The sequence below is a fragment of the Singulisphaera acidiphila DSM 18658 genome (assembly GCF_000242455.2).
GTDB lineage: Bacteria > Planctomycetota > Planctomycetia > Isosphaerales > Isosphaeraceae > Singulisphaera > Singulisphaera acidiphila.
Genome location: NC_019892.1, coordinates 2,110,901 through 2,137,608 on the forward strand (window position 1 = coordinate 2,110,901; position 26,708 = coordinate 2,137,608).

General features: G+C 62.7%; 16 protein-coding genes. 6 read left to right on the top strand and 10 right to left on the bottom strand.

Translation table 11 applies throughout. From position 1 onward, the window contains the following. Positions 1-80: 80 nt before the first annotated feature. Positions 81-1,457 carry a tryptophanase gene (locus SINAC_RS08270; RefSeq protein WP_015245233.1) on the bottom strand — a complete coding sequence of 459 codons (1,377 nt, stop codon included), beginning with the start codon at positions 1,455-1,457 and terminating at the stop codon, positions 81-83. A 114-nt stretch (positions 1,458-1,571) separates the two neighbouring features. Here SINAC_RS08270 and SINAC_RS08275 point away from each other — a divergent pair, with 114 nt between their 5' ends. Further along, a complete protein-coding gene (locus SINAC_RS08275) occupies positions 1,572-3,512 on the top strand; it encodes an AMP-binding protein (protein ID WP_015245234.1) in 1,941 nt (646 codons plus the stop codon). A gap of 40 nt (positions 3,513-3,552) precedes the next feature. On the opposite strand, the gene SINAC_RS08280 is transcribed toward SINAC_RS08275, so the two are convergent. The 4 genes from SINAC_RS08280 to SINAC_RS08290 all read right to left on the bottom strand — a co-directional run bounded on the left by SINAC_RS08280 (position 3,553) and on the right by SINAC_RS08290 (position 8,966). Continuing rightward, the gene (locus SINAC_RS08280; RefSeq protein WP_237722440.1) at positions 3,553-5,544 is read right to left on the bottom strand and encodes a sulfatase; all 1,992 of its coding nucleotides are present in this window, start codon (positions 5,542-5,544) and stop codon (positions 3,553-3,555) included. 218 nt (positions 5,545-5,762) lie between these two features. Beyond that, positions 5,763-7,613 (bottom strand): alkaline phosphatase family protein, encoded by a 1,851-nt coding sequence (locus SINAC_RS08285; protein ID WP_015245236.1) that lies wholly within the window; start codon positions 7,611-7,613, stop codon positions 5,763-5,765. A 128-nt stretch (positions 7,614-7,741) separates the two neighbouring features. Beyond that, on the bottom strand, positions 7,742-7,972 hold the full coding sequence (locus SINAC_RS39725) for a hypothetical protein (protein ID WP_015245237.1): 231 nt from the start codon (positions 7,970-7,972) through the stop codon (positions 7,742-7,744). A gap of 463 nt (positions 7,973-8,435) precedes the next feature. Next, entirely contained in the window at positions 8,436-8,966 is a 531-nt protein-coding gene (locus tag SINAC_RS08290) for a hypothetical protein (protein WP_015245238.1), read from the bottom strand. A gap of 534 nt (positions 8,967-9,500) precedes the next feature. On the opposite strand from SINAC_RS08290, the gene SINAC_RS08295 reads away from it, so the two are divergent. Continuing rightward, positions 9,501-11,063: a B12-binding domain-containing radical SAM protein gene (locus SINAC_RS08295; protein ID WP_015245239.1), complete on the top strand. Its 1,563-nt coding sequence runs from the start codon at positions 9,501-9,503 to the stop codon at positions 11,061-11,063. 42 nt (positions 11,064-11,105) lie between these two features. Here SINAC_RS08295 and SINAC_RS08300 read toward each other — a convergent pair whose 3' ends face one another. Next, positions 11,106-12,935 carry a UbiD family decarboxylase gene (locus SINAC_RS08300; protein ID WP_015245240.1) on the bottom strand — a complete coding sequence of 610 codons (1,830 nt, stop codon included), beginning with the start codon at positions 12,933-12,935 and terminating at the stop codon, positions 11,106-11,108. Positions 12,936-13,142: 207 nt separating this feature from the next. Here SINAC_RS08300 and ubiE point away from each other — a divergent pair, with 207 nt between their 5' ends. Genes ubiE through SINAC_RS08320 form a run of 4 tightly spaced genes read left to right on the top strand, consistent with a single transcriptional unit; the run spans position 13,143 to position 16,335 of the window. Further along, a complete protein-coding gene (ubiE, locus tag SINAC_RS08305) occupies positions 13,143-13,916 on the top strand; it encodes a bifunctional demethylmenaquinone methyltransferase/2-methoxy-6-polyprenyl-1,4-benzoquinol methylase UbiE (RefSeq protein WP_020465677.1) in 774 nt (257 codons plus the stop codon). Next, entirely contained in the window at positions 13,913-14,560 is a 648-nt protein-coding gene (locus SINAC_RS08310) for a UbiX family flavin prenyltransferase (RefSeq protein WP_015245242.1), read from the top strand. The genes ubiE and SINAC_RS08310 overlap by 4 nt, the downstream gene beginning before the upstream one ends. A 3-nt stretch (positions 14,561-14,563) precedes the next feature. Then, a complete protein-coding gene (locus SINAC_RS08315) occupies positions 14,564-15,466 on the top strand; it encodes an SDR family NAD(P)-dependent oxidoreductase (RefSeq protein ID WP_015245243.1) in 903 nt (300 codons plus the stop codon). Then, the gene (locus SINAC_RS08320; RefSeq protein WP_015245244.1) at positions 15,466-16,335 is read left to right on the top strand and encodes a UbiA-like polyprenyltransferase; all 870 of its coding nucleotides are present in this window, start codon (positions 15,466-15,468) and stop codon (positions 16,333-16,335) included. Before SINAC_RS08315 ends, SINAC_RS08320 begins: the two co-directional genes overlap by 1 nt. A 12-nt stretch (positions 16,336-16,347) precedes the next feature. Here the strand turns inward: SINAC_RS08320 and SINAC_RS08325 are convergent, their stop codons facing one another. The 4 genes from SINAC_RS08325 to SINAC_RS37925 all read right to left on the bottom strand — a co-directional run bounded on the left by SINAC_RS08325 (position 16,348) and on the right by SINAC_RS37925 (position 26,445). Then, entirely contained in the window at positions 16,348-20,121 is a 3,774-nt protein-coding gene (locus SINAC_RS08325) for an FG-GAP-like repeat-containing protein (RefSeq protein ID WP_015245245.1), read from the bottom strand. 138 nt (positions 20,122-20,259) lie between these two features. Beyond that, positions 20,260-21,204, bottom strand: coding sequence for a nitrilase-related carbon-nitrogen hydrolase (locus SINAC_RS08330; RefSeq protein WP_015245246.1), 945 nt, complete (start codon positions 21,202-21,204; stop codon positions 20,260-20,262). A 45-nt stretch (positions 21,205-21,249) separates the two neighbouring features. Continuing rightward, the gene (locus SINAC_RS08335) at positions 21,250-21,990 is read right to left on the bottom strand and encodes a tetratricopeptide repeat protein (protein WP_020465675.1); all 741 of its coding nucleotides are present in this window, start codon (positions 21,988-21,990) and stop codon (positions 21,250-21,252) included. A 363-nt stretch (positions 21,991-22,353) separates the two neighbouring features. Continuing rightward, a complete protein-coding gene (locus SINAC_RS37925; protein WP_015245248.1) occupies positions 22,354-26,445 on the bottom strand; it encodes a serine/threonine-protein kinase in 4,092 nt (1,363 codons plus the stop codon). Between the last annotated feature and the right edge of the window lie 263 nt (positions 26,446-26,708).

Consider the following 26,708-nt stretch of genomic DNA (forward strand, 5'->3'; position numbering starts at 1 on the left):
AGAGAGTGCATATGCTTTGCTGTTGCGAGTACATAACATGAAATCAAATAATAAATAATTGCTGTTTGCGTATTGATTTGTCAGTCGATTTCCGTAAATTTCGCGGTGAAGTGCCGCAGGGTCGGTGGTGATTCGACGATCCGCAAACCACGGATCGAGTCCCGCTGCGCGGCGAGTTCGATCATCGCCTCGACGGTGTAATCGATGTGGCTCTGGGTATACACCCGGCGCGGGAGGGCGAGGCGCACGAGTTCCATCGGCGGATGGACGGTCTCGCCGGTATCGGGATCGACCGAGTGGAACATCACACTACCAATCTCGACGCCTCGGATGCCGGCATGGCGGTAGAGGGCACAGACGAGGGCCTGGCCGGGAAAGTGCCGGGGGGGGATGTGCGTGCAGAATGAGGCGGCATCAATGTAGATAGCGTGTCCGCCCGGGGGTTCGACGATCGGGATCCCTGCGGCAAGCAGGTGTTCGCCCAGGTAGGCCACGCTTCGCAGGCGATACTGGAGATAGTCCTCGTCGAGCACTTCGACGAAGCCCTGAGCCATGGCCTCGAGGTCGCGGCCGGCGAGGCCGCCATAGGTGACGAACCCTTCGGTGAGGATCAGCAGATCGTTTGCTCGGAGGGCGAGCGCGTCGTTGCGCATCAGGAGGACGCCGCCGATGTTGACCAGGCCATCTTTCTTGGCACTGATGGTTGCACCATCGGCAAGGTCGAACATCTCGCGAGCGATGGCGCGGGCCGAGCGCCCCGACTGTCCGGGCTCGCGTTGCTGGATCAGGGCGGCGTTCTCGGCGAATCGGCAAGCGTCGAGGAAGAGCGGAATCCCGTGGCGGTGGCAGACCTCGCGGACCGCCCTCAAGTTGGCCAGGCTCACGGGCTGGCCGCCGCCGCTGTTGTTCGTGACGGTCGCCATGCAGAGGGGAATGCGCTCGGAACCGATTTCCTCAATCAAGGATTCGAGCTTTGCGACATCAATGTTCCCTTTGAAGGGATGGCGATTGCGCGGATCGGTCCCTTCGGCGATGACAAGGTCCACTGCGCGTGCGCCGGAGTGCTCGATATTGGCGCGGGTGGTGTCGAAGTGATTGTTGCTCGGGATGACCTTGCCGGGTCCGCCGGTCAGCTCGAACAGGATCCGTTCGCTGGCGCGTCCCTGGTGGGTCGGCAGGATGTGCGCCATGCCGGTGAGGTCGCGAAGCACATTTTCAAAGTGGAACCAGCTCCGCGCGCCGGCGTACGACTCGTCCCCTCGGATCATCCCGGCCCATTGATCGGCGCTCATCGCCGACGTGCCACTATCGGTCAGCAGGTCAATAATGACATCCTCGGCCGGGATCTGGAACAGGTTGAAGTGGGCCTTGCGGAGGGCCTGCTCGCGTTGTTCCACGGTGGTCAGCTTGAGCGGCTCGACCATTTTGATCTTGAAGGGTTCGATGATTGTCTTCATGCCGATGCGTCCTGACGATTGACACCCGGTCCGTGGAGGATATCCTGTCCGACTGCCGGCCGCTCGACTCGGGACGGGCCGTTGCCGACCTGAGCCCTCAAGGAGTTGATCGCGATGGCCGACGCGTTTGTCTGGACCCCCACTCACGATTATATCGAGCGCAGTCACGTCCGGCAGTTCATGGCGCGTCACGGCATCACCGATGTCAACGAACTTCGCCGCCGCTCCACCGCTGACGTTGCCTGGTTCTGGGGGGCGATGGTCGAGGAACTCGGCATCGAATTCTTCCAGCCATACGACTCGGTCTTGGATTCGAGCGACGGGATGGCCTGGTCACGTTGGTTCGTGGGCGGCAAACTCAACCTCGCCCACAACTGCCTGGACCGGCATGTTGCCTCGACACGTGCGGAGAAGACGGCCCTGGTCTGGGAAGGGGAAGACGGCGCGGTGAGGGAACTTACCTATCGCCAGCTTCTCGAGGAGACCGACCGAATCGCCAATGCGCTGAAACGACTCGGCATTGGGCGGGGGGATCGGGTTGGCGTCTTTCTCCCGATGATTCCCGAGGCGGTCGCGTCGATGCTCGCCTGCGCCAAGATTGGCGCGATCGCGATTCCGATCTTTTCCGGCTACGGGGCCGAAGCAGTGGCGACCCGCCTTCAGGATGGCGCGGCCAAGGTCCTGATCACGGCTGACGGCACACTCAGACGCGGCGTGCCCGTCCCGCTCAAGCCGATCGCCGATGAGGCTGTGGCGCTCTCGCCCACGGTGGAGCACCTGATCGTCGTCCAACGCCTGGGCCGGGACATCCCCTGGCAGTCGGGCCGCGACCTCTGGTGGCACGAGATCAGGGTTGCGGAACTGCCCTCCTGCCCGTGTGAGCCGATGGATTCCGAAGCTCCTTGGATGATCGCCTATACGTCCGGAACAACGGGGCAGCCCAAGGGCTCGGTTCACGTCCACGCCGGCTTTCTGGTCAAGATCGCCCAGGAGGTCCTTCATCAGGTTGACCTGCAAGAAGACGATCGCCTCTGCTGGGTGACGGACATGGGCTGGATCATGGGCCCCTGGAAGGTGATCGGGGGCCTGGCGCTGGGTGGGACACTCGTCCTCTTCGAGGGCGCGCCCGATTTCCCCACCCCCGACCGGCTCTGGCGCGTCGTCGAAGAACAAGGGGTCACGATTCTTGGCCTTTCTCCCACCTTGATCCGGGCGTTGATGAAGTATGGTGAGGAGCCGGTCAAGGCTCATGACTTGAGTCGACTTCGTGTCTTGGCTTCGACCGGTGAGCCCTGGAACCCCGCCCCCTGGAATTGGTGTTTCCAGCAGGTTGGCGGCGGAACGCGTCCTCTGATCAATTTCTCGGGCGGGACCGAAGTCGGCGCCTGCTTTCTCTCGTGCTTGACGATCGAGCCGCTCAAACCCTGCGCGCTCGGTGGGCCATCGCTCGGGATGGCGATTGATGTTTTCGATGCGTCGGGAAAACCGATTCGCGGGGAGGTGGGCGAACTCGTCTGCACCAAGCCGTGGCCCGGGATGACCCGCGGGCTCTGGAATGATGAAGAACGTTACCTCCGCTCATACTGGTCGCGCTGGCCCGATGTCTGGACTCATGGAGACTGGGCTTCGATCGACGACGAGGGAACCTGGTATCTCCACGGGCGAAGCGACGACACGCTCAAGGTCGCGGGGAAGCGGATCGGTCCGGCCGAGATCGAATCGGCTGCCGTCGGCCACCCCAGCGTGTTCGAGGCGGCGGCGGTCGGGGTGCCCCATGAACTCAAAGGGGAATCGATCTGGTGTTTCGTCGTGCTGGGGCCCAACGTCACGCCCAGTCCGACTCTCCAGCAAGAGATCCGTGACCAGGTGGCCCATGTGCTCGGTAAACCGTTTGCCCCGGATCAGGTCCGCTTCGTGAGCGACCTGCCCAAGACCCGAAGTGCCAAAATCCTGAGGCGGGCGATCCGCGCCCGACTTCTCAACCTCGATCTGGGCGACCTCTCGAGTCTGGAGAATCCCGCTGCACTCGAAGAGATCCCCCGGGCTTCGGCCTGAAGTCCCGACGGGGCGAACGACTCGCCTCAGAAATTCTGAGTCATTCCGGGGCAACATCCTTACCGGCGAGGATCTGCTTCAACGTGGATCGAAACTGATCCAACGACGGATTGAGATTCTTGGCGGCGACGATATCGGATTTCTCCAAGGGGTCCATATTGAGGTCAAAGACCTCTTCGTTGGCCCCTGAATTGCGAATATAGACTTTCCCCTCGGAAATGAGTGCCTTGACCTCACCCAAGGTCGCCGGAATCCGCTCCATGCGGGGGACGTGCGTCTTGTGACCGACCTCCGAGAGTACCGGTGAAGGGGCCTGATCGGGAGCCAAGGATTCGTTCGTGCTCCAGAGCGGGGCGAGGGACGAGCCGGGAAACGGCGCCTTGTCCTTGATCGCGAGCAGGTCGACGATCGTCGCCGGGAGGTCGCGGAGTGACACTGGCTCGGGGACGACCCCTTTGGCCAACAACGATCGGCTCGAGTTCGAGGGGGGAATGATCAGCAAGGGAACATGGACCTCGCGGCGGTAGACGCTCTGTCCATGCCCGACGAATCCATGCTCGTCGAAGTGCTCGCCATGGTCGGAGGTCACCACCACCATGGTATTCTCGAGCATCCCCTGACGCTCGAGGTCGGCGAACAGCCGGCCAATCTGCGCGTCGATGTAGGCAATGCAGCTCTCATACGAATCTCTGAGAATCTCGATCCCTTCGCGATCGATCTGTTTCGGGTCGCCGTCCTCGGGTTTCAAAGTGTGGGCGTTGAGTTTCTGGTAGCGTTTGAGGGCTTCGGTCTGCTCCTTGCGTGGCCGTTCGGCATGGCCGAAGCGGCGGTGGGTTCCCTCGGGGAGGACGCAAGGGGCATGGGCGTCGTAATAGTTGACGAAGGCGAAGAACGGCCGATGGTCCCGTTGCTTTGAGAGCCAGCCCAGGAGGTCCTGATTCAGCATGTCCGCATTCTTTCGGCGATACATTTCCGCAAAGCCGACGCGCACCGGGTAACCGATCAGCGGAAGCAGACAACGGCCCAGGCTTGAGCTCCGGATGGTCTCGAAGGGAGAAACCGTCTGGTTTTCGTAGTAATCTTCATAACGAGCAAATCCACGATCGAGCCCGTAGCGCCGGTTGCAGTAGTAAATGTTGCCGACGAACCCGGCCGTGGCATAACCCTGCTTCGACAGGTATTCAGCCAGGGTCGGATAGGTTCGATCGAGCGCCTGGTCCCAGCCGACGGAAAGACGGTGATGCCATTGGCCAGTGAACATGCCTGCGTGGGAAGGAAGCGTCCATGATGCGGTGGAGCGGGCTTCCTCAAAGCGAACGCCGCGAGCCGCGAGGCGATCGAGGTTGGGGGTCGTCGGGCGGTCGTGACCGTTCAGGCTCGCGCTGGCGGCCCGGACGTTGTCCATGACGAGGAACAGCACGTTCGGCGCCTTGGGGGCGGCCTTGGGAAGGTTTCCGAGGGCGCGGCTTTCGGCCGTCGCAACCCGGGTGAAATCGACCGCGATCAGCACGATCAGGCCGCCACCCAGTAGCCCGAGACTCCAGCAAGTCAGTCGAGGATAGCCCAGGGCACGCGCCTGGAGCCGAGGGCCGATGCACGTCGCGATTCCCATCGACAGGACGATCCGAGCGATCATGTAGAGGCCGTCGAACCGCATCAGCAGGGCCAGCGCGAGCATGGTCGTCATCGTCAGGAAGGCCAGCTTGTTCGCCAACGCAGGGCGGCTCCTGGCGAGCCAGCCGAACATCAGGCCGCCTGTTCCAAAGATCGCAACGTTCGCCAGCGGAATCATCCAGATGAAGTGGAGATTTGTGCGGAGCGAGTCCATCGTAATCTTGGGGATCAGCGCATCCTGCGCGAGCACCAGGGCCAATTCGAGGAAGCCGGCGACCAGGCCAAAAATGAGAGCACTCGCGATCAGGAGACGTGGGCGCGGTTGAACCTCGCTCCCACTCTCAGCGAGGTGAGGGTCGACGTGTCGTGGCGATCCGATTTCACCACTCCTGTTGCCAATCTCTTGCGTGAGGTTCACCACAAGTCAATCCTCCTGATCGCCCTGCGGCGGCGGGTTCCTGAAACGTGTCCCGGATCAAAGTCTCCAAAGCGGAGACCACCGAGGACGTTCCCGATCTCTTCCAGGATGTCTGGAACAGAGCGATCTGAATGAAACCAGAATGCGAGCGGGACGCCTGCGGTCCCTAGAAATTGTAGGGAGCCTATATGAATTGATGTCAAGCTATGTTTGGTGAACTAGGACAGAAGCGAGTTCCCTTCCATCGCGGAGCCCTTGGGCACTCCCAGGGCGTCGAGAATCGTCGGCGCGAGGTCGAGGAGGGAGGCGTCCTTATCCTGAAAGGGCCGGTTCATGAACAGGACACCCGGCACGAGTGCTGGATCAACGATGTGATCGCCGCTCCATTTTTTTCGATTGTCCTCGAAGTGTCCTTCGCCGACTCCACCCAGTGAGGAGCCCCAGGAGATCCGATACCCTCGGGAGAAATTCACGAGCAGGTCGGGGGCTTCCTCAACGAAGGGGCCGCTGTAGACCGACTCGCGCGGCAGGACGCTTCGGATGGCCACCTCACTCGTGGCTGAGTCGACCATGCCTGCCAGCCCTTGAGCGATCGAGGTCTTGAGACTGGCGACGTCGTCGGGCTTGACGATCCCCTGGCCTTCTCGCCCTTCGATGTTGAGGTAGATCCCGCTCAGGCCGAGGGCATAGGCCTGAGTCTTGCTCCAATCTACGCTCTTGAGGAAGTCGCCCGCCTCTTCGCCTGGCTTCATGCCGTCGCGCAGGGTCAGGAGACCTTGGTCGTGGAGCATGGTATTCAGGTTGACGCCCCGGCGGAAGCTGCCGAAGCCATGATCGCTGAGGACGACGACGAATGTGTCTTCGTCAGCATATTGAAGCGCTTTGCCGACGATCGCATCGCCCCGGCGATATTGCTCTTCAATGACCCCGGCGTAGGCGGATGACGGAGCCCGCCCTTGATTGGCAGGATGATCCGGCTCGAGGTATCGCCAGAAGAGGTGCTGGACCCGGTCAGGGGTGTCGAACAGGCAGTAGAGGAGTCCTTCGTCGAATCGATCGAGCTCGCGGAGCAACATCGCTTCGCGCTCGCGCCAGGCCGTGTCGCACTGGTCGAGGAAGGCGTCTTCGCCAAACCGCTCGTTATTCAAGCCGGCATGATCCTCGACCATGCCTGTCGTGTGGTAGAGACCACCGATGTCTTCCGCCAGGGTCGCCGCGTAATCCGCCGGGTGGCTGATGGGAAACAGCGGAGTCTCGACGTCGAAGTTGATCGGTGACGCATAAAGTGCGAGCGATGGTTCGAGCTGGACGAGGTGGAACCTGACGAGTCCGCGTACCGACTGGAGCATGCCGAGTTTGAATTTGACCCGGACCCAGTCGCTCCACTCCCCTTCTCTAATCTCGAGTTCCTTGGGGGCCCCCGCCGAGCGGAGGATCACCCGACGACCGGCCAGGTCGGGGTGGAGGGTCACGTCAAACCGGAGGTCCCCTCCCCCCTTCGGGTTTCTCGGCCCGATCAGGTAGGTCTCGATCGGGCCTTCGATTCCGGCGGGGAGTTGGACGATGTTTTCGCTCTCGCCCGGTTTCACCTCGTCACTCGAGGTATAGTAGGTGGCTGTTCCTAGTCCACCGCGGAGGTCAGGGACGCCCATGCCCGAGAGCATCCTCCCCCGGAGCGGCTCCGGGGGATAAGTACATGGACAGCGGACGATCGTTGAGCCGAGCCCAGCCTCGGTCAGAAGATCCCAGACCGGTCGACCTCGGCGGAGGTTGACGGCCTTGGGGGGGAGGAACGCCCCTCTCGCTTCGTAACGGTTCAGGGCGAAGTCGGGAAGATAGGTTCGCGGGTCGCGCCTGATGAAGTCGAAGATGCCGTGACCGCCCGGGTTCACCCCCGTGGCGAAGGTGGACCAGGCCACGGGAGTCTGGGCCGGGGAGGTGGTTGCAACCCTCGAGAAGCCGCCGCGTCTCTTGAGCTCCGCCAGGTTGGGCAGCTGCCCTGCCTCGAGCATCGCTTCGACGATCCGGGGCTCGAGACCGTCCAGACCGATCACGATCGTCTTTTTCATCGACGCTTGAACCTCCTCTGTTCCGAGCGGCGTCCGCCCCAATCTCGAATCGATCGTGTTACCGGCATCTCGTCTGCCGCTCGCCCTTCCCGCCGCGAAGGTTACCAACCGACGGCCTTATCTTCTTCTCAGCGTCGCGACTGAGCAGCCTGTTCCTTGGTTTTTGGGGAAAAGTGCGGCCCGCGTACGTGCTGGGCCGACTTAGGCGTGGCCCGCTCGCTTCGCCGCCAACGAAAGAGGAAGCGTAACGTGTTCCGCCCAAACATCATGAAGAGGCCTACGACCGTCGCGATCACCGACGTCATCGGTAGTACGGTTTCCGGTCCGAAATAGGCAAGTAGAACGACGGTCGACACCATGGCAATCGCCTCTTAATATCGAGTGTTCAAGTTTTGAGTGGTTATTCGACTCGAGTCTTCACGCGAAAATCCAAAGACACGCGTATGTGCCCGAATCTCACGAGTAAGATCGTGTCGTCTAGACGAGCACTCGGATTCGTCAGGCTAGAAGTCGCCAATCACCTTGCGTCGATTCGCTCTCTCGGGACGTCTGGAAGAACGTCTGAGAGATTGACCCCGAAGAGAACTCGTATGTTCTCCGGTAGAATTCGACTAGGTTGAGGGGCGGTTGCGGTTGAACCAGCGGTGGCGGCGGTCCGCTTTTACTTTCCCGAAGGATCGGGGAAACCCGATCGCAGTTGGGTGGCGATTCGATCGGCGATCGAACCGGTCACTTCAGGATCGCTGCCGAATTCCCTGACGACTTCTTTGGATAATGAAGTCCGATTGGGGCTCGGTAGCGAGACAAGATCAGAGAAGGAACTCAGCAGAGGAGTCGGTGGAGGATCCTGGGGCGCAAAACGGTCTTCGCGGAATCGAGGGCATGCTGGACCCCGATGCGAACCTGCCACACCGCGATTTGAGCGGTGGGGAGGCTGCCCCCTGGTTTCAGGCGGGCGGACGCGTTCCCGTTGCGCTCGAGCTTCAAGCCCAACTCCGGCCAGATCGGTTCGCAGAGCCGCTCGGGAGATTCGTTGCCAACCTCGAATTCCGCGGGTAGAGCCGCGGATTCCAGAGAGAAACGCTTCTTGGATATCGGCCGAGAATTCCTTGCCGATACACCGAGGCGAGCCTTCGCCGCCGGGTCAATCACCGGGAGTCGAGCGGGGGCCTGCCCTGTAGGGTGAGAGCCCTTGTCACTCGGCGAAGGGCCCGAAGCGGCTGCTGAGGCACCGGGCGGAAGCGACTGGGAAAGCCAGGAGAGATCAAGGAGATCCGGCGTCGTCGCCTGGATGACAACCGCGAGGAGGATCAAGCGTCGGAAGGTCAACCGTACAATCCAGGCTCGATCCATGAGCGCGGCGTCCACCAGAAGAAACGTCGGATCCGTCCGAAAGTCTCCACATAATCATCGGTAGTATCGGAAGAATCGGCCACGGATTGAACCCCAATCTTTCGGAATTCCTCAGTGTCTTGGTCGTGATGAGATTTCATTTGTCTCCAGAGGACTTAGATAAAACCGATTTTCTTAAGACTTGGAGGCTCCAGCGGGTTCGATCGGGCCACCTTCGTCCTTAAAGGGTTGACTTGCCTGATAGCGGCTGCTGTTTGTGGAGGATTGGGGGAAATAGGATGTCTGTTTCTGTCCTGTCCGATTCAAACAATGCCTGTGTTGGCAAATGTTGTCTGACGCGTTGAGGTGTTCACGGCTGGAGCGAATCCGGATCGTCCGAAGGGGGGGCAGGATGCTTTTCGCAAAGGGAATTGTACCGAGGCCCTTGTGACTCCGTCTGGCTGTTGCTAACCTCGCGCTTGCTCCGGGCTCGAAAAGACCGCGCCGAGGTTCGGCAATGGTCTTCGCGGCTCACCCGAGGCCAGGACTCGCCCGATGGCACGTATTTGCCTGATTAACCCACGCTTCCCGACCTCATTCTGGGGTTTGAATCACGGCCTTCCCTTGCTTGGCAAGAAGGCCAACATGCCGGTCCTGGCCCTGCCCGTCCTCGCGGGACTCACGCCCGCGGAGCACGAGGTTGTGCTCATCGACGAAAATGTCCAGGAGATTGATTTCGACGCTCTCGAGGGCTTCGACATCGTCGGCCTGACTGGCATGACGGTTCAACGCGACCGAATGCGCGACATCTTGCTCGAGTTGCAGGCACGCGACATCTTCGTTGTGATCGGCGGCCCTTGGATTACCGTGGCCGAGGACTGGTTCCGCGGCCTGGTCGACGTCATGTTCGTCGGCGAGGCCGAGGAGACATGGCCCAAGTTCCTTGAGGACTGGAGCCGGAACGAGTGGAAGCCGCGGTACGAGCAGGCAGAGAAGACGGACATGACCAAGGTCCCGCTCCCGCGCTACGACCTGGTCCCGTTCCGTGAGTATGCAATGGGGTGCATCCAGACCTCACGCGGCTGCCCGTTCCAGTGCGAGTTCTGTGACATCATCGTGATCTTCGGCCGTAAGCCCAGGGTCAAGACGGCCGAGTTGGTCGTGGCCGAGATCGATGCTCAGCACAAGCTCGGTGTCCATGTCATATTCCTGGTTGATGATAACTTTATCGGTAACAAGAAAGCGGCCAAGGTCATCCTTCGCGCCATTGTGGAGTGGCAGAAGCAGCACGGCTATCCGCTCGCCTTCTTCACCGAAGCCTCGCTCGACCTCGCCGAGGACGATGAGCTGATGCAGCTCATGGCCGACGCCGGCATGGTCGCCGTCTTCATCGGCGTCGAGAGTCCCGATGAAGATGCGCTTCGCGAAACCAAGAAATATCAAAATGTCCGCGGTGGACTGATCGAACGCGTCCACAAAGTGCAAGCCGCCGGGCTCGAGGTCTACGCGGGGATGATCGTCGGGTTCGACAGCGATGATACGGGAATCTTCGAGCGTCAGTTCGAGTTCCTCCAACGGGCCCGGGTGATCGGGGCCATGGCCGGCATGCTCTCGGCGATCCCCAAGACCCCGCTCTACGATCGCCTCGAAGCTGCGGGCCGGCTTGATAATGCGGCGGCCGATGACCCGAGGATCGCCACCAACGTGATCCCCCTGCTCATGTCTCGCGAGGAGATGCGCGACGGCTGGCTCGACTTGATGGATCGACTCTACGACGCCGAAAACTACTTCGAGCGGTTCGATGAGCTGTTCATCAAGGGGAAGCTCCCGCTGGCGAGCGCCAAGATGCGTTGGCTCCGCCGCCACAAGCCTTTGGCCTATCTCAAGAACCAGACGCTCACGATCCTAGGGGCCCTGGGCATGCTGTTTCGACTGTGGACCGATCCACGGACCAAACCGTACCGCCCTGTTTATGCCAAATATCTTCGCAAGATGATCCTCTCCGGCCGTCCGCCGCGCTACCTCTTTCAGTTCGCCTGGAAATGCATCCTCCACACCCACTTCGCGACCATGACCCGGCAGATGGTCCGCGGTGAATCGCGCCTGGTCAATACGTAAGGGGCATTCTGGGTTTGCGGGCTTCTTTTCCAGGCGATTGGGCTAGAGAATTCCGTGGAGCGGTCGGCCCGGCCCTGCCAGGGCATCAACCTTACGTTCGATGCTCGGGTCATCGATCAAGGGGGGGGCGTGGTGCGGCTTGATCCGGGCGTCGATCACCAGGGAGCCGACGCATCCCCAATGCTTCTGGGTGATCGAGGCGCCGATGCCTTCGATGTCGGACGCGGGATTCGAGCGAGTGAACGTCACCCAGAGAAAATTCTTCTCACTCCGCGCAGTGAACTCACTGTCGTCGACCACAACAATCAAGGGGAACCCATCGACGCGATCCCTGGGCCCGTCGGATTCCGTGAGGCGTCGGAGCGCTTCCGAACCCGGCTCGTACGGCGGTCCTTGAACCACAAGAATCCCCGGAAGTGCAACCCGAGGCGAATGGAAGCCCTCGGGGAGACGAAGGTCCGCGGGAAGCTCCGTTGCGAGCGCTCGACGTACGGGACCGGCTGCGGCAATCACGACTTTTGAACCTTGGTTGAAGCCGTGGCCTGAGTAGTCGAGAGTGTCGATCGTCGTCCTTGTCTGGAAGTGGAGGTCGTTTTCCCAGTCGACCCGCTCGAGCAGGTGGCGGAAGAATCGCGGGAGATCGTCGATATCGAGGGTCGGGTCGTCCTCACGCGCAACGATCAGGAGATACTTGGCCAACGACATTTGCCCTTGGCCCAGGATCGCGTTGGCGGTGGTCAAGATTTCCTGAGGTCGACGCACCTCGGCGTAAGGGACATAACGCTCGCTGGCGATCGCGAGCAGGAGCGGGTGGACACCCGCCGCATCGACCGCATGGACTGCGTGAACGCCGGGGAGGACGGTCGGGACCAGAGGCCCCGTTAGCTCGTGGATCAGGGCGCCGAACGATGTGTCTTCCTGGGGGGGACGGCCCACCGACGTAAACGGCCAGAGCGCTCCCGCGCGGTGGTAGACCCGCTCGACGCGGAGAACCGGGAAATCATGCGTCAGGCTATAATAGCCGAGGTGGTCGCCAAACGGTCCTTCCGGCTTGCAGACGTCGGGGTCGATCGTGCCGGTGATCACGAAGTCGGCCTCCGCAGGCATCGGGAGTTGGCCCGGCGGAGAGACCATCCGGATCCGGTGACCGGCCAGGGCCCCGGCGAAGCTCAATTCGGGGAGTCCCTCGGGGAGGGGCATGACGGCGGCGACTGTCAAGGCCGGAGGCCCGCCGACGAAGATGTTGACGCGAAGCGGCTCCCCTCGGCGGATCGCCGCCGCGTGGTGCACTCCGATCCCGCGATGGATCTGGTAATGCAGGCCGATTTCACGATTCGGCTCGTAGGCGTTGCCCGAGAGCTGGACCCGATACATACCCAGGTTCGACTTGGCGAGGCCGGGCCGATCGGGATCTTCGGAATAGACTTGCGGCAAGGTGATGAAGGCACCGCCGTCGCGGGGCCAGGACTGGAGTTGCGGTAGTCGGTCGATTGTGGTCGTCTGCCCGAGGATTGGTCCGCGAGTGACCCGCCGGGGGAGCAAGTGGAGGGCGGTCTTCGGGACGCTCCGGTATCGCCAAGGGTTCCGGAGCAACGCGGGGGGCGTCACCTTGATTTCGACGAGTCGCCGCACGGCTTCGAGGGTGTCGCGGAACAAGAAACGGGTTCGGTCGAGTGTCCCGAACAGGTTACCGATCATTCCGAAGGGGCTTCCCTTGACGCGACGGAACAAGAGGGCCGGCCCTTCGGCTTCGTAGACCCTGCGCTGAATCGCCGCCGCTTCGAGGTAGGGGTCGATTTCTTCGTCGATCTCGACCAGCATCCGATGGGTCCGCAGGTCATTCACGCAATCGGCCAAGGTGCGATAGCCCATATCGATTCAGCGGCTCCGGGCGCTCTTGAATGTCGGACGGTTCACACCACAAGCGTAGGAACTCGACCGAGGATCGCCAAGTCTTCGTCGTTCCTTTCGGTCCGAAGTGCGATATCGAGCCACGGCCCATTGACGCTACAATCAGAAGAGGTCATAGAGAGCGACGGTCGAGTCGACCCGCTTTGGGGAATCGGGAAGGGAATGGGAATGTCCACGGAGACCGAACCGGCAGAGAGCCAGCACGAGGCGGCCGCCGTCGATAAATCGTCGATGCGCGTGCGGTCGATGTTTACCTCGATCGCGGGGAAGTACGACCTGCTCAACCACCTCTTGAGCCTGAATGTCGACCGCCTCTGGCGCCGGTTCACGACCAGGACCGTTCCGCCCGAGCCGGGCGTCCCGGTTCTCGACTGTTGCACTGGCACCGCGGACCTTGCACTCGCCTACGACCGGGCGAGCCAGGGACGTTCGCCGGTCATTGGCACCGACTTTTGCCACGAAATGCTTCGGCTTGGCAACGGCAAGGTCAAGAAGGCGGGGGCGAGCGACCGAATTGTGTTAGTGGAGGGGGACACCCAGCGCCTCCCCTTGCCCAGCGACACCTTCGGGATCGTCACGGTCGCCTTCGGCCTCCGAAACGTGAGCGACACCGTGCGCGGGATCGACGAGATGATCCGGGTCGCTCGCCCTGGCGGCAAGGTCGCGATCCTGGAATTCTCGCGTCCGAGGGGGCCCCTGCTCGGCCGGCTCTACCTGGCCTTCTTTCGCCACGTCCTCCCCAAGGTCGGCCAGGCGATCGCCCCCAACCAGCACGACGCCTACCACTACTTGCCCTCGAGCGTCTTGCAGTTCCCCGACGGTCAGGCCATGCTCGACCTGCTCACCTCGCGGGGCTTGAACGCAACCGAACACTATCCATTGACCTTCGGGATCGCGACGCTCTACGTGGGAACCAAGCCGCTCCGAGGGGCTGCGGGATGAGCGCGATCCCCCCTCCCCTCCCTGGCTTCGTCCTGGCGATGACGGGCGCGAGCGGTTCCCCTTACGCCGTGGCGCTCTTGCATGCGTTGAGCCGGACCGGTCGCACCGTCCATTTGACGATCAGCGAGAGCGGGGTGCAAGTTCTTCGTGAAGAAATGGACATCCATGTCTCACTGGAGAATTTTGATATCTCGGTCTTTGGCGACGTCGACGCGCAACGGGTCGTCTACCATCACCACAGAGACTTTTCCGCCGGGATTGCCAGTGGGTCGTTCCGGACCGCCGGCATGGTCGTCGCCCCTTGCAGCATGAGTACCCTCGCGTCGATCGCCCACGGAATCACCACGAGCCTGATCACTCGCGCGGCGGATGTTCATCTGAAAGAGCGACGTACGCTGATTCTCGTCCCGCGCGAGACTCCGCTCAGCCAGATCCATCTGGAAAACATGCTCAGCGTTACGCGGGCGGGTGCCCTAGTCCTGCCGGCGATGCCCGGCTGGTATCATCGCCCCGAGACACTCGAGGACCTGATCCAATTCGTCGTCTCGCGGATCTGCGACCAACTTGGTGTCGATCGACCCACTCGTCGCTGGGGTGAAAGCTCCACGACTGCCCCAGGAACTGGAACCCGCGGAGCCTCCTGATTCATGGCTGCTGAGCAGAAAAGGGTTGTCCTTCTCACCGGCGCGTCGGCCGGCATCGGCGCGAGCATTGCTCGAGAACTGGCGCGTCAAGGCTTCGACCTGGTGTTGACCGCAAGGCGCGAAGACCGCCTGAGACAGCTTGCTGAGGAACTTCGCAAACTGTTAGAGACGAACCCGGCACGCGAACCGGGGCGAGGTCCGATCGACGTTCACATTGTTCCATCGGCTCTCGAGGATCCGACCACCCCCGAGCGTCTCGTCGCCGAGACCGTTGCGCGGTTCGGTCGACTTGACGTCCTGATCAACAATGCCGGGTTCGGACTCCCGACCCTGTTCGCCGACGCCGACCCCACCGACGTCCGCCGCCAGCTCGAGGTCAACTTCGTTGCCCCGTTGATGCTGAGTCGGCATGCCCTGCCCCACCTGCTCGAGCGGCGAGGCATGATCATCAACGTCGGCTCGGCGATCAGTTGCGTGGCCAACTCGGCGCTCGGCGCCTATGGGGCAACCAAGGCGGGTCTCGCCTACTGGAACGATGCGCTCAGACGCGAGCTCCATCACAAGGGGGTCAGGGTCTGTCTGGTCGAGCCCGGTCCGGTGAAGACCGAATTCTTCAGTGCCCTGGAAAAGCTTGCGCCTGAGAATGGCGAGTACAACCCCTTGCTGGACGCGCCGGCCCCCTGGATGTCGGCTCGGGTCGACGACGTGGCCCGGCGGATCGTTCGCTTGATTGAACATCCCCAGCGGCGTCTCTCCGTTCCGCGCCGGTTTGTTTGGCCCTGGCGTATGCTTGGCGGCCTGTTCCGATTCTGGCCGTGGCTGGGCGACCTGGGGCTTTCCACGATGACAAAACATTTCGACAAGAAGGGGGATCTGAATCGGTCCCCCTCCCGGAGCCTTCGGTGATGCTCGGCCGCCTGAATGACTTGCTCGGGATGATCAAGTTCAGCCACACGCTCTTCGCCCTGCCGTTCGCACTCCTGGGCGCGGCGCTTGCCGCGCATACGCCCGAAGGGTGGCAGGGACGGCCCCGCGACTGGCTCGGGATCTTGCTCTGCATGGCGACCGCGCGGTCGGCCGCGATGGCGTTCAATCGTCTCGCCGACCGACGGATCGACGCCTTGAACCCGCGTACGGCGATGCGACACCTTCCCAGCGGACAGCTCTCGGTGGCCTCGGTGGTCCTCTTCACGGTGGCTTGCATCGTCGCGTTCGGAGCGTCAACCCTGCTCTTCTTACCGAACCCGTGGCCGCTCCGACTCTCGATCCCGGTTCTCCTCTGGCTGCTCGGTTACTCCTATGCCAAGCGGTTCACGAGCCTGGCGCACGTCTGGCTGGGCGTGGCGCTGATGTTGGCCCCGATCGCTGCCTGGATTGCGCTGCGAGGAGACCTGGCGTGGCCCCCGGTCCTCCTCGGCCTGGCGGTCCTCTTCTGGGTCTCGGGCTTCGACATTATCTACGCCTGCCAGGATGCTGACTTTGATCGCGAGGCCGGGTTGCACAGCATTCCGTCGCGGTTTGGTGTGCGCAAGGCGTTGCGGTTTGCCGCCGTCTGTCACGCGATCATGATCGTCGCCTTGCTCGCGCTCGGCTGGTCCTATCCGCTCGGTTGGCTCTACTTCGTCGGGATCGGGGCGGCCGCGTTGCTCCTGGTCTACGAGCATGCCCTCGTCCGCCCCGACGATCTGACGCGGGTCAACGTCGCTTTTTTTCAGGTCAACATTGCGATCAGCATGGGACTTCTCGCGGTCGGCGTGCTCGATCTCTTGATCTGATGAGCGTGGTCGTCACCGCGTTGCCGCGCCCCGGGTCTGGTACTTCCGGAGATACTCGCGATAGGCCGGATCAACGGGGCGCATTCCCTCCGGCCCGAACGGGTAGGCCGGCATCTCTCGCCAGGGGAGTGGACCGACGAAATCGCCGGACGACGTGAACGGGTCGGCATCCTTGCAATAGCCAACGGCATTCAGGACATAGCTTCGCGTCCACCCGTCCGGCAAGTTCGGTGCGAGGGCCGCGTCGAATTCAAGCCGAACTTCGTCGCCCGGTCCGAGCACGCAGAGCTGGTCGTCGTCCGTTTGCAGAAGGCATGCAACGTCACCGAGCCGGGTCAGCGCCCCCTCCATTCGTGCGAGCGGAGCCGGATCGACACGGCTGTAGTCGTAGAGGAGTGGCAGCCGTCCATCCGGCGAATACTCCCGGAGGTATCCACGTTCACTGAGCTGGGCTCGAGCGACCGGCAGGGTCTGGATTCGGATAGGAAGGTCGCGTTCACGAACGGCGATGAAGGCCTGGTCCCAATAACACTCCATGTTCGTCTTGATCCGAAGGATGCAGGTCGGCCCTGTCAGCTTGCCCGTCAGGTCGAGCGTGGTGCGGCGGGGAAGTCCGGCAGGATATCCCGCGTTCAGCTCAATCACTTCCCAGGTCCCATCCTCGCGTTGGCGCTCGATCGACGGCGGCTGCAACGGAACCGCCGCTGTCGCCGCCGCGTAGTTCGTCTGTGAGTACGGGTATTCCACCCACCCCGCCAGGCAGAGGACCAGCGGGTCGGCCTTCCCGTATCCACGCAGTCGATCGCCGAAATCGAGGACGATCCCATGCGGTTCCGTGTAGCCGATCCAGCCATTCAGAATGGCAAATTGATCGACGGTTCGCCGATCCCATGACCGGAGGATCTCGGTCACATCGCGGCCCTTGAGGTCGGTGGCCCGAACCGGATCGATCGCCGTCCTCCAGGCCAGGACTTCCCCCGTCGGGCGAGGGCCGTCCGGGGCAAAGCGCTCGTCGGGGGTGACGCTGATGTTGGCTGGTCGATCGACAACGGAAAGGGTGATTTTGTCGAGATAGGCGCACTCGTCCATCGGTTCAGTCACCGCGAGGCGATAGACGCCGTGCTCGGGCCGAAGCTGTTCGGAGCTGATTGCGAGCGATTCATCGCGATCGGGGGCGCTGTAGACGCCGGGCGCAACGAGGTAGCCGAGACCTCCCCCGCCGAGGAAGTCGCCAAGGCAGACGAACTCTTCGTTGTTCCACGTGAAAAGTACAGGGCAACTGCCGGTCTTCCGGTTGTGCTCAACGACCCGAAGCGCTTTGTCGGCCGTCACGTTCAACTCGCACTGCATGGTGCCGTCGGGCCAGCGGAGCCGGAGTAAGGCCGTCGACGTGAACGGTCCCAGGCCGAGTACGACGGGGCCAACCGACTGAGAAAGGCCGGCCTCGCGCGTGGTATGGTCATAGGTCACGTTGAGGCCCTCCCCTTCCAGGGAGACGCGCGCGCCCAAGCCCTGCGAGTTCGTTCGCATCGGCGCGGGGTAAACTTTCCAACGGCCCGCCAGGTCGAGTGCCAGCCAATGTTGGCCGTTCCCCAGGTTCCGCGCGATCGAGGGAGACTCGCCCTCGCGAATCAGGATGAGGTCGGGAAGTGGATCGCCGATCAGGTCGCTTACCGCCAGGCCGATCGACTTCTTGAGGGGGTCGGTTCTCGGACTGAGCGCCAGCGGTCGCGACCTGAGCCGTTGACCGTCGTTGCGTCCCCAGTGGGGACCGGTCATCTCACCGGCCGTGGCGAGTCCGATCAGGTCGGGCCAGGTGTCGAGATCGAGGTCGGTGGCGGTCGCCGATCGCCAGTTGTGGGCGTCGGTCGGCCAGCGTTGCCAGGTGATCGGTCCCCCTGCCCTTGCCCGAACCGTCGTGTTCCTCCAGAGTTGGACCGGTGCCGAGCCGGCCAGCACGGCGAGGTCCGCGCGCCCGTCCTTGTCGAGGTCGGTGACGAGCAGACCATTGATGGCGTCAGGGGGGGAGGGAACGTCAAGTGCGATTGCGTGGAATCGGCCCAGACGGTCGTTCAGCAACGCGACCGGGCCGGCGCCGTCCGAGCAGAGGACGAGGTCGATGTCGCGGTCGTCATCGAGGTCGAGCGCGGCGACTGCGGTGTGCCGGTTGTGACCACCGGCAAGAGCTTCGGAGTCTGGCCACTTCGTGAAGGCCACGGATAGACCGGCGGTCGCGGGGAGGTCGTCGGTCGCCAATGCCAACGGGGCCCAGTTGTCTTGCGGTCGGCCAAGCACCGGTGCGGCCTTGCCGTCATTCCGGAGCACGAGGTTGGGCACTCCGGCAGGCTTTTGATCCGTGAACGCGGAGTCAGCGTCATTGACACTCGCGTAGTTGATGATGTAGAGATCGAGGTCTCCGTCTTGATCGAGGTCGAGCCAGCGCGCGGTTAGGCTGATGGTGGACGAATCGGTCAGACCAGCGAGAGCGCTCACATCTTCAAAGCTCTTGCCTTGGTTGCGATAGAGCCGGTTATCCCCGACCCCGGTCAGGACGAGGTCGAGCTTGCGATCGGCGTCGAAGTCGGCAACGGCCACCCCCACGCTCGCGCGGTCGAGCGGAAGGCCGAAGGATTCGGTTGCATCCTCGAAGGTTCCATCCCCACGATTCAGGAGGAGGATGTCCCGGATTCCGTGAGGCCCGAGGATCGAGGCCGTGAGGAGGAGGTCTGCTTGGCCGTCACCGTTGGCGTCGAAGGTTGCGACGCTGGCTCCGGACCGATCTCGGATCCGCCCGAGGAGAGCCGTGGGGCCTTGGAAGTCTGCCCTCGTGACCCATCGATCGCCGGGGCGAAGTGTCACCTCGAGCGGTCGAGGGGCATCGAAACGCGGCGGAATCTCGGGTGCTGAGGTCCGCCTTGGCGTTTGCGTCGGGTCGATGATGCTTGCGTAATGGCCCATCTCACCGTAGAAGGTGTCGGAGGTTTCACCGGGGCCCGCGACGTTGCTCCGGGGGTTGAGACGCTTCCAGAGGTCGAGGACCTCCTTCTGCTGGGCCGATTCTCCAGCCCAGGCGTGGGCCGTCTGGAGCTTGTAGAGGGCGCTCACGAGGTAGGGGTTGAGCTCGACCGCTTTGCGATAGAGTGGGATCAGCGCGTGGGCCTGGTCAGGTCCGGCCGTGCGATCAGGGTCGCCGGGATCGGTCATTGTGCTGCCGGCTTTATACCAGGCGTGGGCGTCGGCTGGGTCGTGCTCTGTGACGAACACGAATTCGGGATGGGCTTCGCCGAGTCGGCCCAGGGTTTCCAAGATGATGCCACGACAATAGTGTGCGTGGAGATTGGCCGGTTCGCGTTTGAGTACCTCGCCCAGGATGTCGAGCGCCTCTTGATAGTGATCTCGTTCCGGAGTGGGTTGATCCGTTTGGACGGTGACGGCGCTGCCGGTCTGGTTCAGTAATGCGATCGCCAGGTTGATCGAGCCGGAGATCCATCCCGGAGCCCGCTTCTGGACTTCGCGAAACGCGGCGACGGCATCGTCGTACTCGTAACGCTCCATGGCCCCAAGCCCCTTCAGATGGGCTCGCAGCACGGCTTCAAATTGGGCTGCGGGGATCTCGTCGCGGGGCGGCACGACGGCTGGTGGCGAGCTTCGGCTTGAGTCGTTCGATTGACTTGCCGCCTCCTTCGCGCGCTTGGCGGTATCCGATTCCGACGAGCAGGCTAGCGTCATCGCCAGAGCGCACACGACGAAGATCGATCTCCATCCGGGGGGAAGCAACGGACGCATCAATGGCTCCAGATGTAGCCGAACCCAGGCACGGCTCTCCTCAAGGGGGAGAGCTGGGCCCGGAACGGTTGACTTTTGGGCGGCGCACGGATCGTGGGTTTGACGACACGATGATACGCGATGCGGATGCCGGTTGCCTCAGCGCGGGGAGCGCAGGCCTGGATTTTTGAACGGAAGTGAGGGAGGTGAGAAGTGAAGTCCTTCGCGAAGGTGATTGAGCATGTGATGCCCTTCGCGTCGACTCCGCTCGGCGCGAAGGGCGCCTAGGTCGATCGGGGCAACCACGATCTTCTCACCCGGGCCGGGGTCGGCCTGAGCGAGGATGCGGCCGTCGAAGTCAACGACCATGCTTCCGCCCGGCCACGAGAACGGTGGGAAATTCGTGGCACTCGCCCCTTGGTTCGACGCGACGACGAAGGCGAAATTTTCGATCGCGCGCACGCGATTGAAGAGAGTCCACCAGTCCATGGGTGGGGTGGCTCCCCAGGGGTCCATGTAGGCGGAGACGCGGATCAGGACCTCAGCCCCCCCCTGCCCCAGAGCGCGGATCGCCTCGGGAAAAAGCCAGTCGTAGCAGATCGCCGCCCCCAGGCGGCCGATCTCGGTTTCGACGACGGGAAAGAGGGGCTCACCGTAACCAGGGAGATCCAGCGGGCTGGCGTGCAGCTCCCAAGGAAGCCACGGGTTCACTTTCCGGTAGCGGCTGAGGATGCCGTCCGGGCCGATCAGACATGTCGTGTTGAAGACCTGGCCGGGCCAGCGGCGGTCGACTTCGAGGAAGGTCCCGGTCTGAATCCAGACCCCATGCTGACGGGCCTTGGCGACGTAGCGGTCGGTCAATTCGTTGGGGATCTCAACGGCCAGGCGGTCCGCCAATTCCTCGACCGTCTCGTAGATCGGAGCCGCGTGGGCAAACTCGGGGAAGACGAGCAGCTTCACGTCGAAGACCGGCCGATAGGCGACCACGGCGCGATCCACCATCGCGAGGAGTGTGTCGACTCGACTCGGGAGTTCGCTCCGGTCCCGAAGACAGGGGAGATCGGTCTGGCACGCGGCCGCGTAGTAACGACTGGGCTCGCTCAGGGGGAAGTCCTCAACAGAAGCAGGTCGGTGCTGGTGATTTGGCGGTCATCGTACCAGCAACGGATCTGCGGAGCGAGAAGCCTCCAGGAACGCTTCCAGTGTCGCATCGGGTTGGCGGTCGGATAACCGCACGAAGATGTCGGCCGCCTTCTGAGTTCGGCCCGACAGATACCACTGGGCGCCGAGTACGAGCCAGGCGTCGCGGTCGCCCGGTGTCGCTTGGAGGTGGGACTCGAGCCGGGCGATCTGCTTGGCGAAGTCGGCGGGCTCGCTGTAGATCGATTGGATGTCGCCACCGTTGATGATCCAACCGGGCTCGGCCGCTTGCGCGGTTCGGAGGTAGTCGGCGGCTTCATCGTAGTGACCGCGAACCAAGGCAATTTGAGCAAGGCGAACTTGGGGTGCGGCGGAGTTTGGATTGGCGCGAGCGGCCTGCTCGTAGCGCTCTTCGGCCTTTCGTGTATTGCCACCGCGGAACAGGCGATCGCCAAAGGTCACAAGCTGGGCCGCTCGAGCAGGGTCAACCTTTCGTTTGGCAACCCCAGCTTGAGGGCGGGCGACGGGGACTCCTTGACGAGGGAGTGGACCAGCCAGTCCGAAGTTACCGGGGTTGGGTGGCTGGGGAACCGCGACCGGCACAAGAATGGCCGGCATGATCAGGGGAGGCATCGGCGGAAGAATCGTCACCGGACGCCCGTCGGGACCGATCGTCTGATAGTACGGGAAGGGGTAGCTCCGCCAGCCCGACGAGCCGCTCACGGCTGCCGGAATACTTGCCGTGGGCATCGATCCTGAGGTGGGCGGCGAATTACGATCCGACCCGAGAGCACTTGAGTCGACCGCCACTGCCAATAGTGCTGCGATACCAGTGAATGTTCGGAGGAACGACATGATTCGCTCGACCTCCTTCCCTAGAAGGCCCTCACGCCCTGTTTCAATCCTTTGATTATCACCCATCAGTCGATGGAAAGGCAACGGACGTTCCTCCTCGCGCACGACTGAATCGTCGAACGATCCCTAGACTACTATCGAAAGAATACGCAATTGTGCGACGGATTGTCGAAGGGAATGTCTTATCGAGTGAGGCCGGTTCTTTGTCCCGATCGCTTGTGAAGATCTTTGAGACTGCTGAACCACCTCGCTTCCCGCTCAGCGCCGGTCACGCTTCCTCAGCCCTACCTGAAGGCGGAGGAGGTCCGCGCCCAGGTTCAGTCGGGGGCGGCCGGGGTGGTAGCTGGGGTCAAGCTCAAGGTCAGCGGGCGAGACACTTCTGGGTTGGAGCCGGTCGTGGAATCGGACGCTTGGAGTCGACACGACACTGCCTTTGGGCCAAAGCGGCCCCGTCACGTTGCGGATGTGACTCTCACCCCAGAGCTTCACCCATTGACGGTGGACGTCGGGACGACGTGGAGTCGCGGGAGGAATCCCGGATCGTGCCAAGAAATGAGCGACATCGAATGCGTCGTTGGTTGACTGCCAGAAGAGTGCTCCACGCGAGAGTGAGTCCGGCTCAGTGCGGAGCAGGACACTTTCGGTGGCGACGCTGCTGCGATCGTAGCTGGCCAAGAAAACGCTGTCGTTCGTCGAGACCAGCCAGGGTCGATCCGGACCAGGGTTGGAACCCGGCCAAGTTCCCAGGCTGACGAAGTTCCCCTCGGCGGTGACCGTGCAATGGTCGATCCAGAGTTCCGCGTCGAATCGGTTCCGGGCAACCTTGGCAGGCCGAAGTTCAAACGCTGTCCCGCCTACGGCCATGGCGCAATTCGTGAAAGCGATGAATCCACGGCCGACCTCGGCTTGGAGCGCATCGCCGCCCGTGATCAGGAGCGTATCGTTCAAGAGGCAGATGGAGCGATCCGTGGACGTCTGAAAGAGGTTGGGAGGTTCCGGCCGTGGCTCGGTGCTTGTTGCCCGGAACGCGACCAGGTCTCCCCCCCCCTGCTCGACCGTGCCGGGAGCCGTCAGCCAACATCGGTTGAGAACCAGATGCCCCCCCTCCACGCGGATGAGGTGCTTCGGCTGCGCTGAGCCGTCGCGGGTGAGGCGGACATTGGTGAGAACCAGATCACCTCCGCGCACATCAATCAAGGCTTCACCGGACGACCCTTTTACAGGCGACCAGATGATCGGGGGAAGGTCGGGAGAGCGTGCTGGGTCGGGCTGGACCTCCAATGATAGGCCGACCGGGAGTTGGATCGGAGTCGAGAACGGGGAACCACTTCCGCTGACCAAGACGCGAAGTCGCCGGTCATCCTGTCGCACGTGATCGCGGAGGAAGAGGCCGAGGTCGCCATTCCAGGGGGAAGCCGAGAGGTTGAAAGTGAGCACGCGCTCGGCGAGGGGCTCCGCCCAGGTTGTCGCTTGATCCGGAGTTGTCGGCGTCGTCGCGCTCGACGGCCGGGGCGCGACGCCAACCTTGGACGTCGGCTTTGGGGGAGAATGCGGGACGAGCCGGGGGATTGAAACGCGGTTGAAGGGCTCGAATGACTTGTTGAGGAGGTACGGACTTGGCGACGCGACCCGAGTCAGGGTGCCCGCACGTTCCGACGCGAGTGCCATGAGATCGGCTGGAGCAATCAAATAAGGCGCGACTGGAATCGGCCATCGCGCGAGGTCCTCGATGTTTCCGGGCGCCAGTTCCGGCCAGATCCCCCGAGCCGCCGCAAGATTGGCCACCTTGGCCGCCCGCCCTTTACCGGGCGAGAACCAATCGTGCCAGCCTGCGAAGATGTTGAAATCACCCGCCCACTGAATCTGCTCGTTGGGCCGGGCCTCCTCCAAGGGCGAGACCAGCAGGCTCGACGTTCCCTCACCTGCCATTTGGGCGAACGTTGACCCAAGCGCCCGAAGCGCGACAGGTCGGGGGCGGCCAGGCCCTGACGTGGCATCCACCTCCAGGAGTGCGCCTCGGCTACAGAGCAAGCTCCGAACGAATTGAATCGTCCGCTCCGAGTCCGGCTCCGGAGACCCTGATTGGATCAGAGGAGCTCCCCCGCTCGCGACCACCGACCGAGTGAAGATCGCGTCGATGCTGCCACCGTTCAGGGCTAGAGCGGAATAGGCTGTACCTCGGACCAACGTCTCTTCGACCCGCACTCGTGAAGGACGGGGCGAGCTCGCGGTGCGAACCAAGGCGAAGGGGCGTCGCTGGGGGTTGAGAATTGTGATCGTGCAGTCGCTAAGCGTCAGGTTCCCTCCTCGGCAGAGGAAGAGGGATGTTTGGGCCAGTGGCAGGCGCTGGACGTTGACGATCAGATCAAGACCCTTGAGGAAGAGATTCTTGCCGTCAAGGATGACCACGGCCGGCTGCTCCCAAACCACATCGAGCTGGGGGGGCTCGATGCAGACGATCGGCCGGTGTCCGTCGCGAGCTCGGATCATCAGCGCGTCGCCGCGAATCCGCATGTCGTCTTCGAAGAAGGGGCCGTGGTCGGCGACCTCGATCGTTCCTCCGATGGCGGCTTCAAGCGCCGGCTTCAGCGCATGCTTCTGATTGGGATCGCGAGGATCGACCGCACGCTGAACGGTAAAGAAGTGATCGCCGAGACGATCGGGAACTCGGTTCCTCGCCCAGGCTGGCACAAACTGCCGCTCGAGTTCGGGGCCATAGTCAGGTTCCGGGAGCACCGCCGTGACCGGGTCATCCGGCTCGACCCAGGCCGTTGCCGACACGGCTTCCGTGGTCGCCGGCCGGCGAGGCGACTTCGTGACCGCTGGCGTCATGGGCTGAGTCGAAGCCAGTCGGGGAGGCGTAGGGGTTGGCTGAGCTTCCGGGGTATCGACCGGTTCTGGAGCCGACGATGTCGCTGGAAGCTCATGCCGATCCACCTGGACGATCGGTGACGGCCGTGAGGCGAGGTAGAGCTGATGGACCCCGATGACGAAAACGATCAGCCCTAAGCCGAGCAGCGAGTAAGTGAGCACCAACTTCTTGGTCGTATCGTCGTAGGTGCGCGACCCCGACAGATACGAGGCGTGTTCGAGTGCATCGTTCTCTTCATCCTCGAGGAGTGCATCAGCCAACAGGCCGGGGCCGGTCGATCGGGTTGAGGGCGCGAGCGGTGCCGTTCTTCGGACCGGAACGCTCACCGGGGCGGGGTCGTCCAGCGAGGCGAGTTCCGCCATGCTCAACTCGCGCTGGGGAGCCGATGGCTCTCTCGGTCCGCTTTTCCCGGTCAGTCGCTTGGGTTCAGGCTCGAGCAGCTCGAGCATGTCCGCGGGAAGTTCGCTGGGGGGCTCCTCTTCGTCGTCGGTTTCATCGATCAGAGCGAAGACGGGCTCGGCCATTGCGTTGAGCGTGGTTGCGGGGTCGTCTTCGCCCTCGCCGTCCTCGTCCATCAGGGCGAAGAGGAGTTCGGGCTCGTCGTCATTCTGAGGGAGGCCCTCCTCGCCAGTCGGAACGACGTCGAGTTCGTCCATCAACTCTGCGTAGTTCGCGAACCGGTTTTCGGGCCGCTTGGCCATCATCCGTCGAATCAGAAGGGCCAAGGGGCCAGGAATCTCGGGGCGAAGTTTCCTCGAGTCCGGCGGAGGCTCGGTGCAATGCCGGCTCAACTTATCGGCGATGTCGCCGCCGGGAAACGGAGGCGCACCCGTGAGCAAGAAGTAGAAGGTACAGCCGAGCGAATAGATGTCGCTCCGTTCGCTCGTGGCCCGGCTGTCCCTCGCCTGCTCGGGCGACATATAGTCGACTGTGCCGACCGTGGTCCCTTCTCGCGTGACGCGCTCGTCCTCGCTTTCGGCCTGAAGGGCCAGGCCGAGGTCGATGATCTTGACCAGCTTTGATGGGGTCATCAGCAGGTTCGCGGGCTTGATGTCGCGATGGATCAAGCCCTGGCTGGCCGCGTATTGGAGCCCGGTCGCGACCGAGCGTATGGCCGCGACCGCCTCGCGAATCCCGAGAGGGCCACCTTGCCGCACTTGATCGTGAAGGTCGCCCCCTTCCACGAATTCGAGGACGAGGTAGTGGCGCCCTTGATCGACGCCTCGATCGTAGATCGAAACGATGTTGGGATGTTCGAGCGACTCGGCGCTCTTTGCCTCGCGGATGAAGCGCTGGAGGAGGGTCGTGTTCTTGGCCAACGCGCGAGGGAGCACCTTGACCGCCACCTCGTGGCCGGTCTCGACGTGGACGGCCTTGAAGACCGAACTCATCCCCCCTGTGCCGAGTGAGTGGAGCAGTCGGTAGCTGCCAATCCTCGGCTGGGGTTTACTGGCGTTGGTGGTGGCACCCTCGGACATTGACACTCCCGTAGCCAACTCGCGACATCGACCGGGAACGCTTTCCCTCTCGTACGCCGTCTGTCTCTTCAATGTTCTGGAGGGCTCGGGCAATTTGCAGCCGTCGTCTCCAGATCTTTCTTATAGGACGCGGACGGTGGATTGGCCGGAAATGACGATCCCGACCTGATCGCAAACCCGGTTCGAGCGAAACGATGGAGGTGATGCGCTTCGACCTGAGCCGACGGGAGAATTGTACCCGAACCCGGACTTTCGTCGACCCC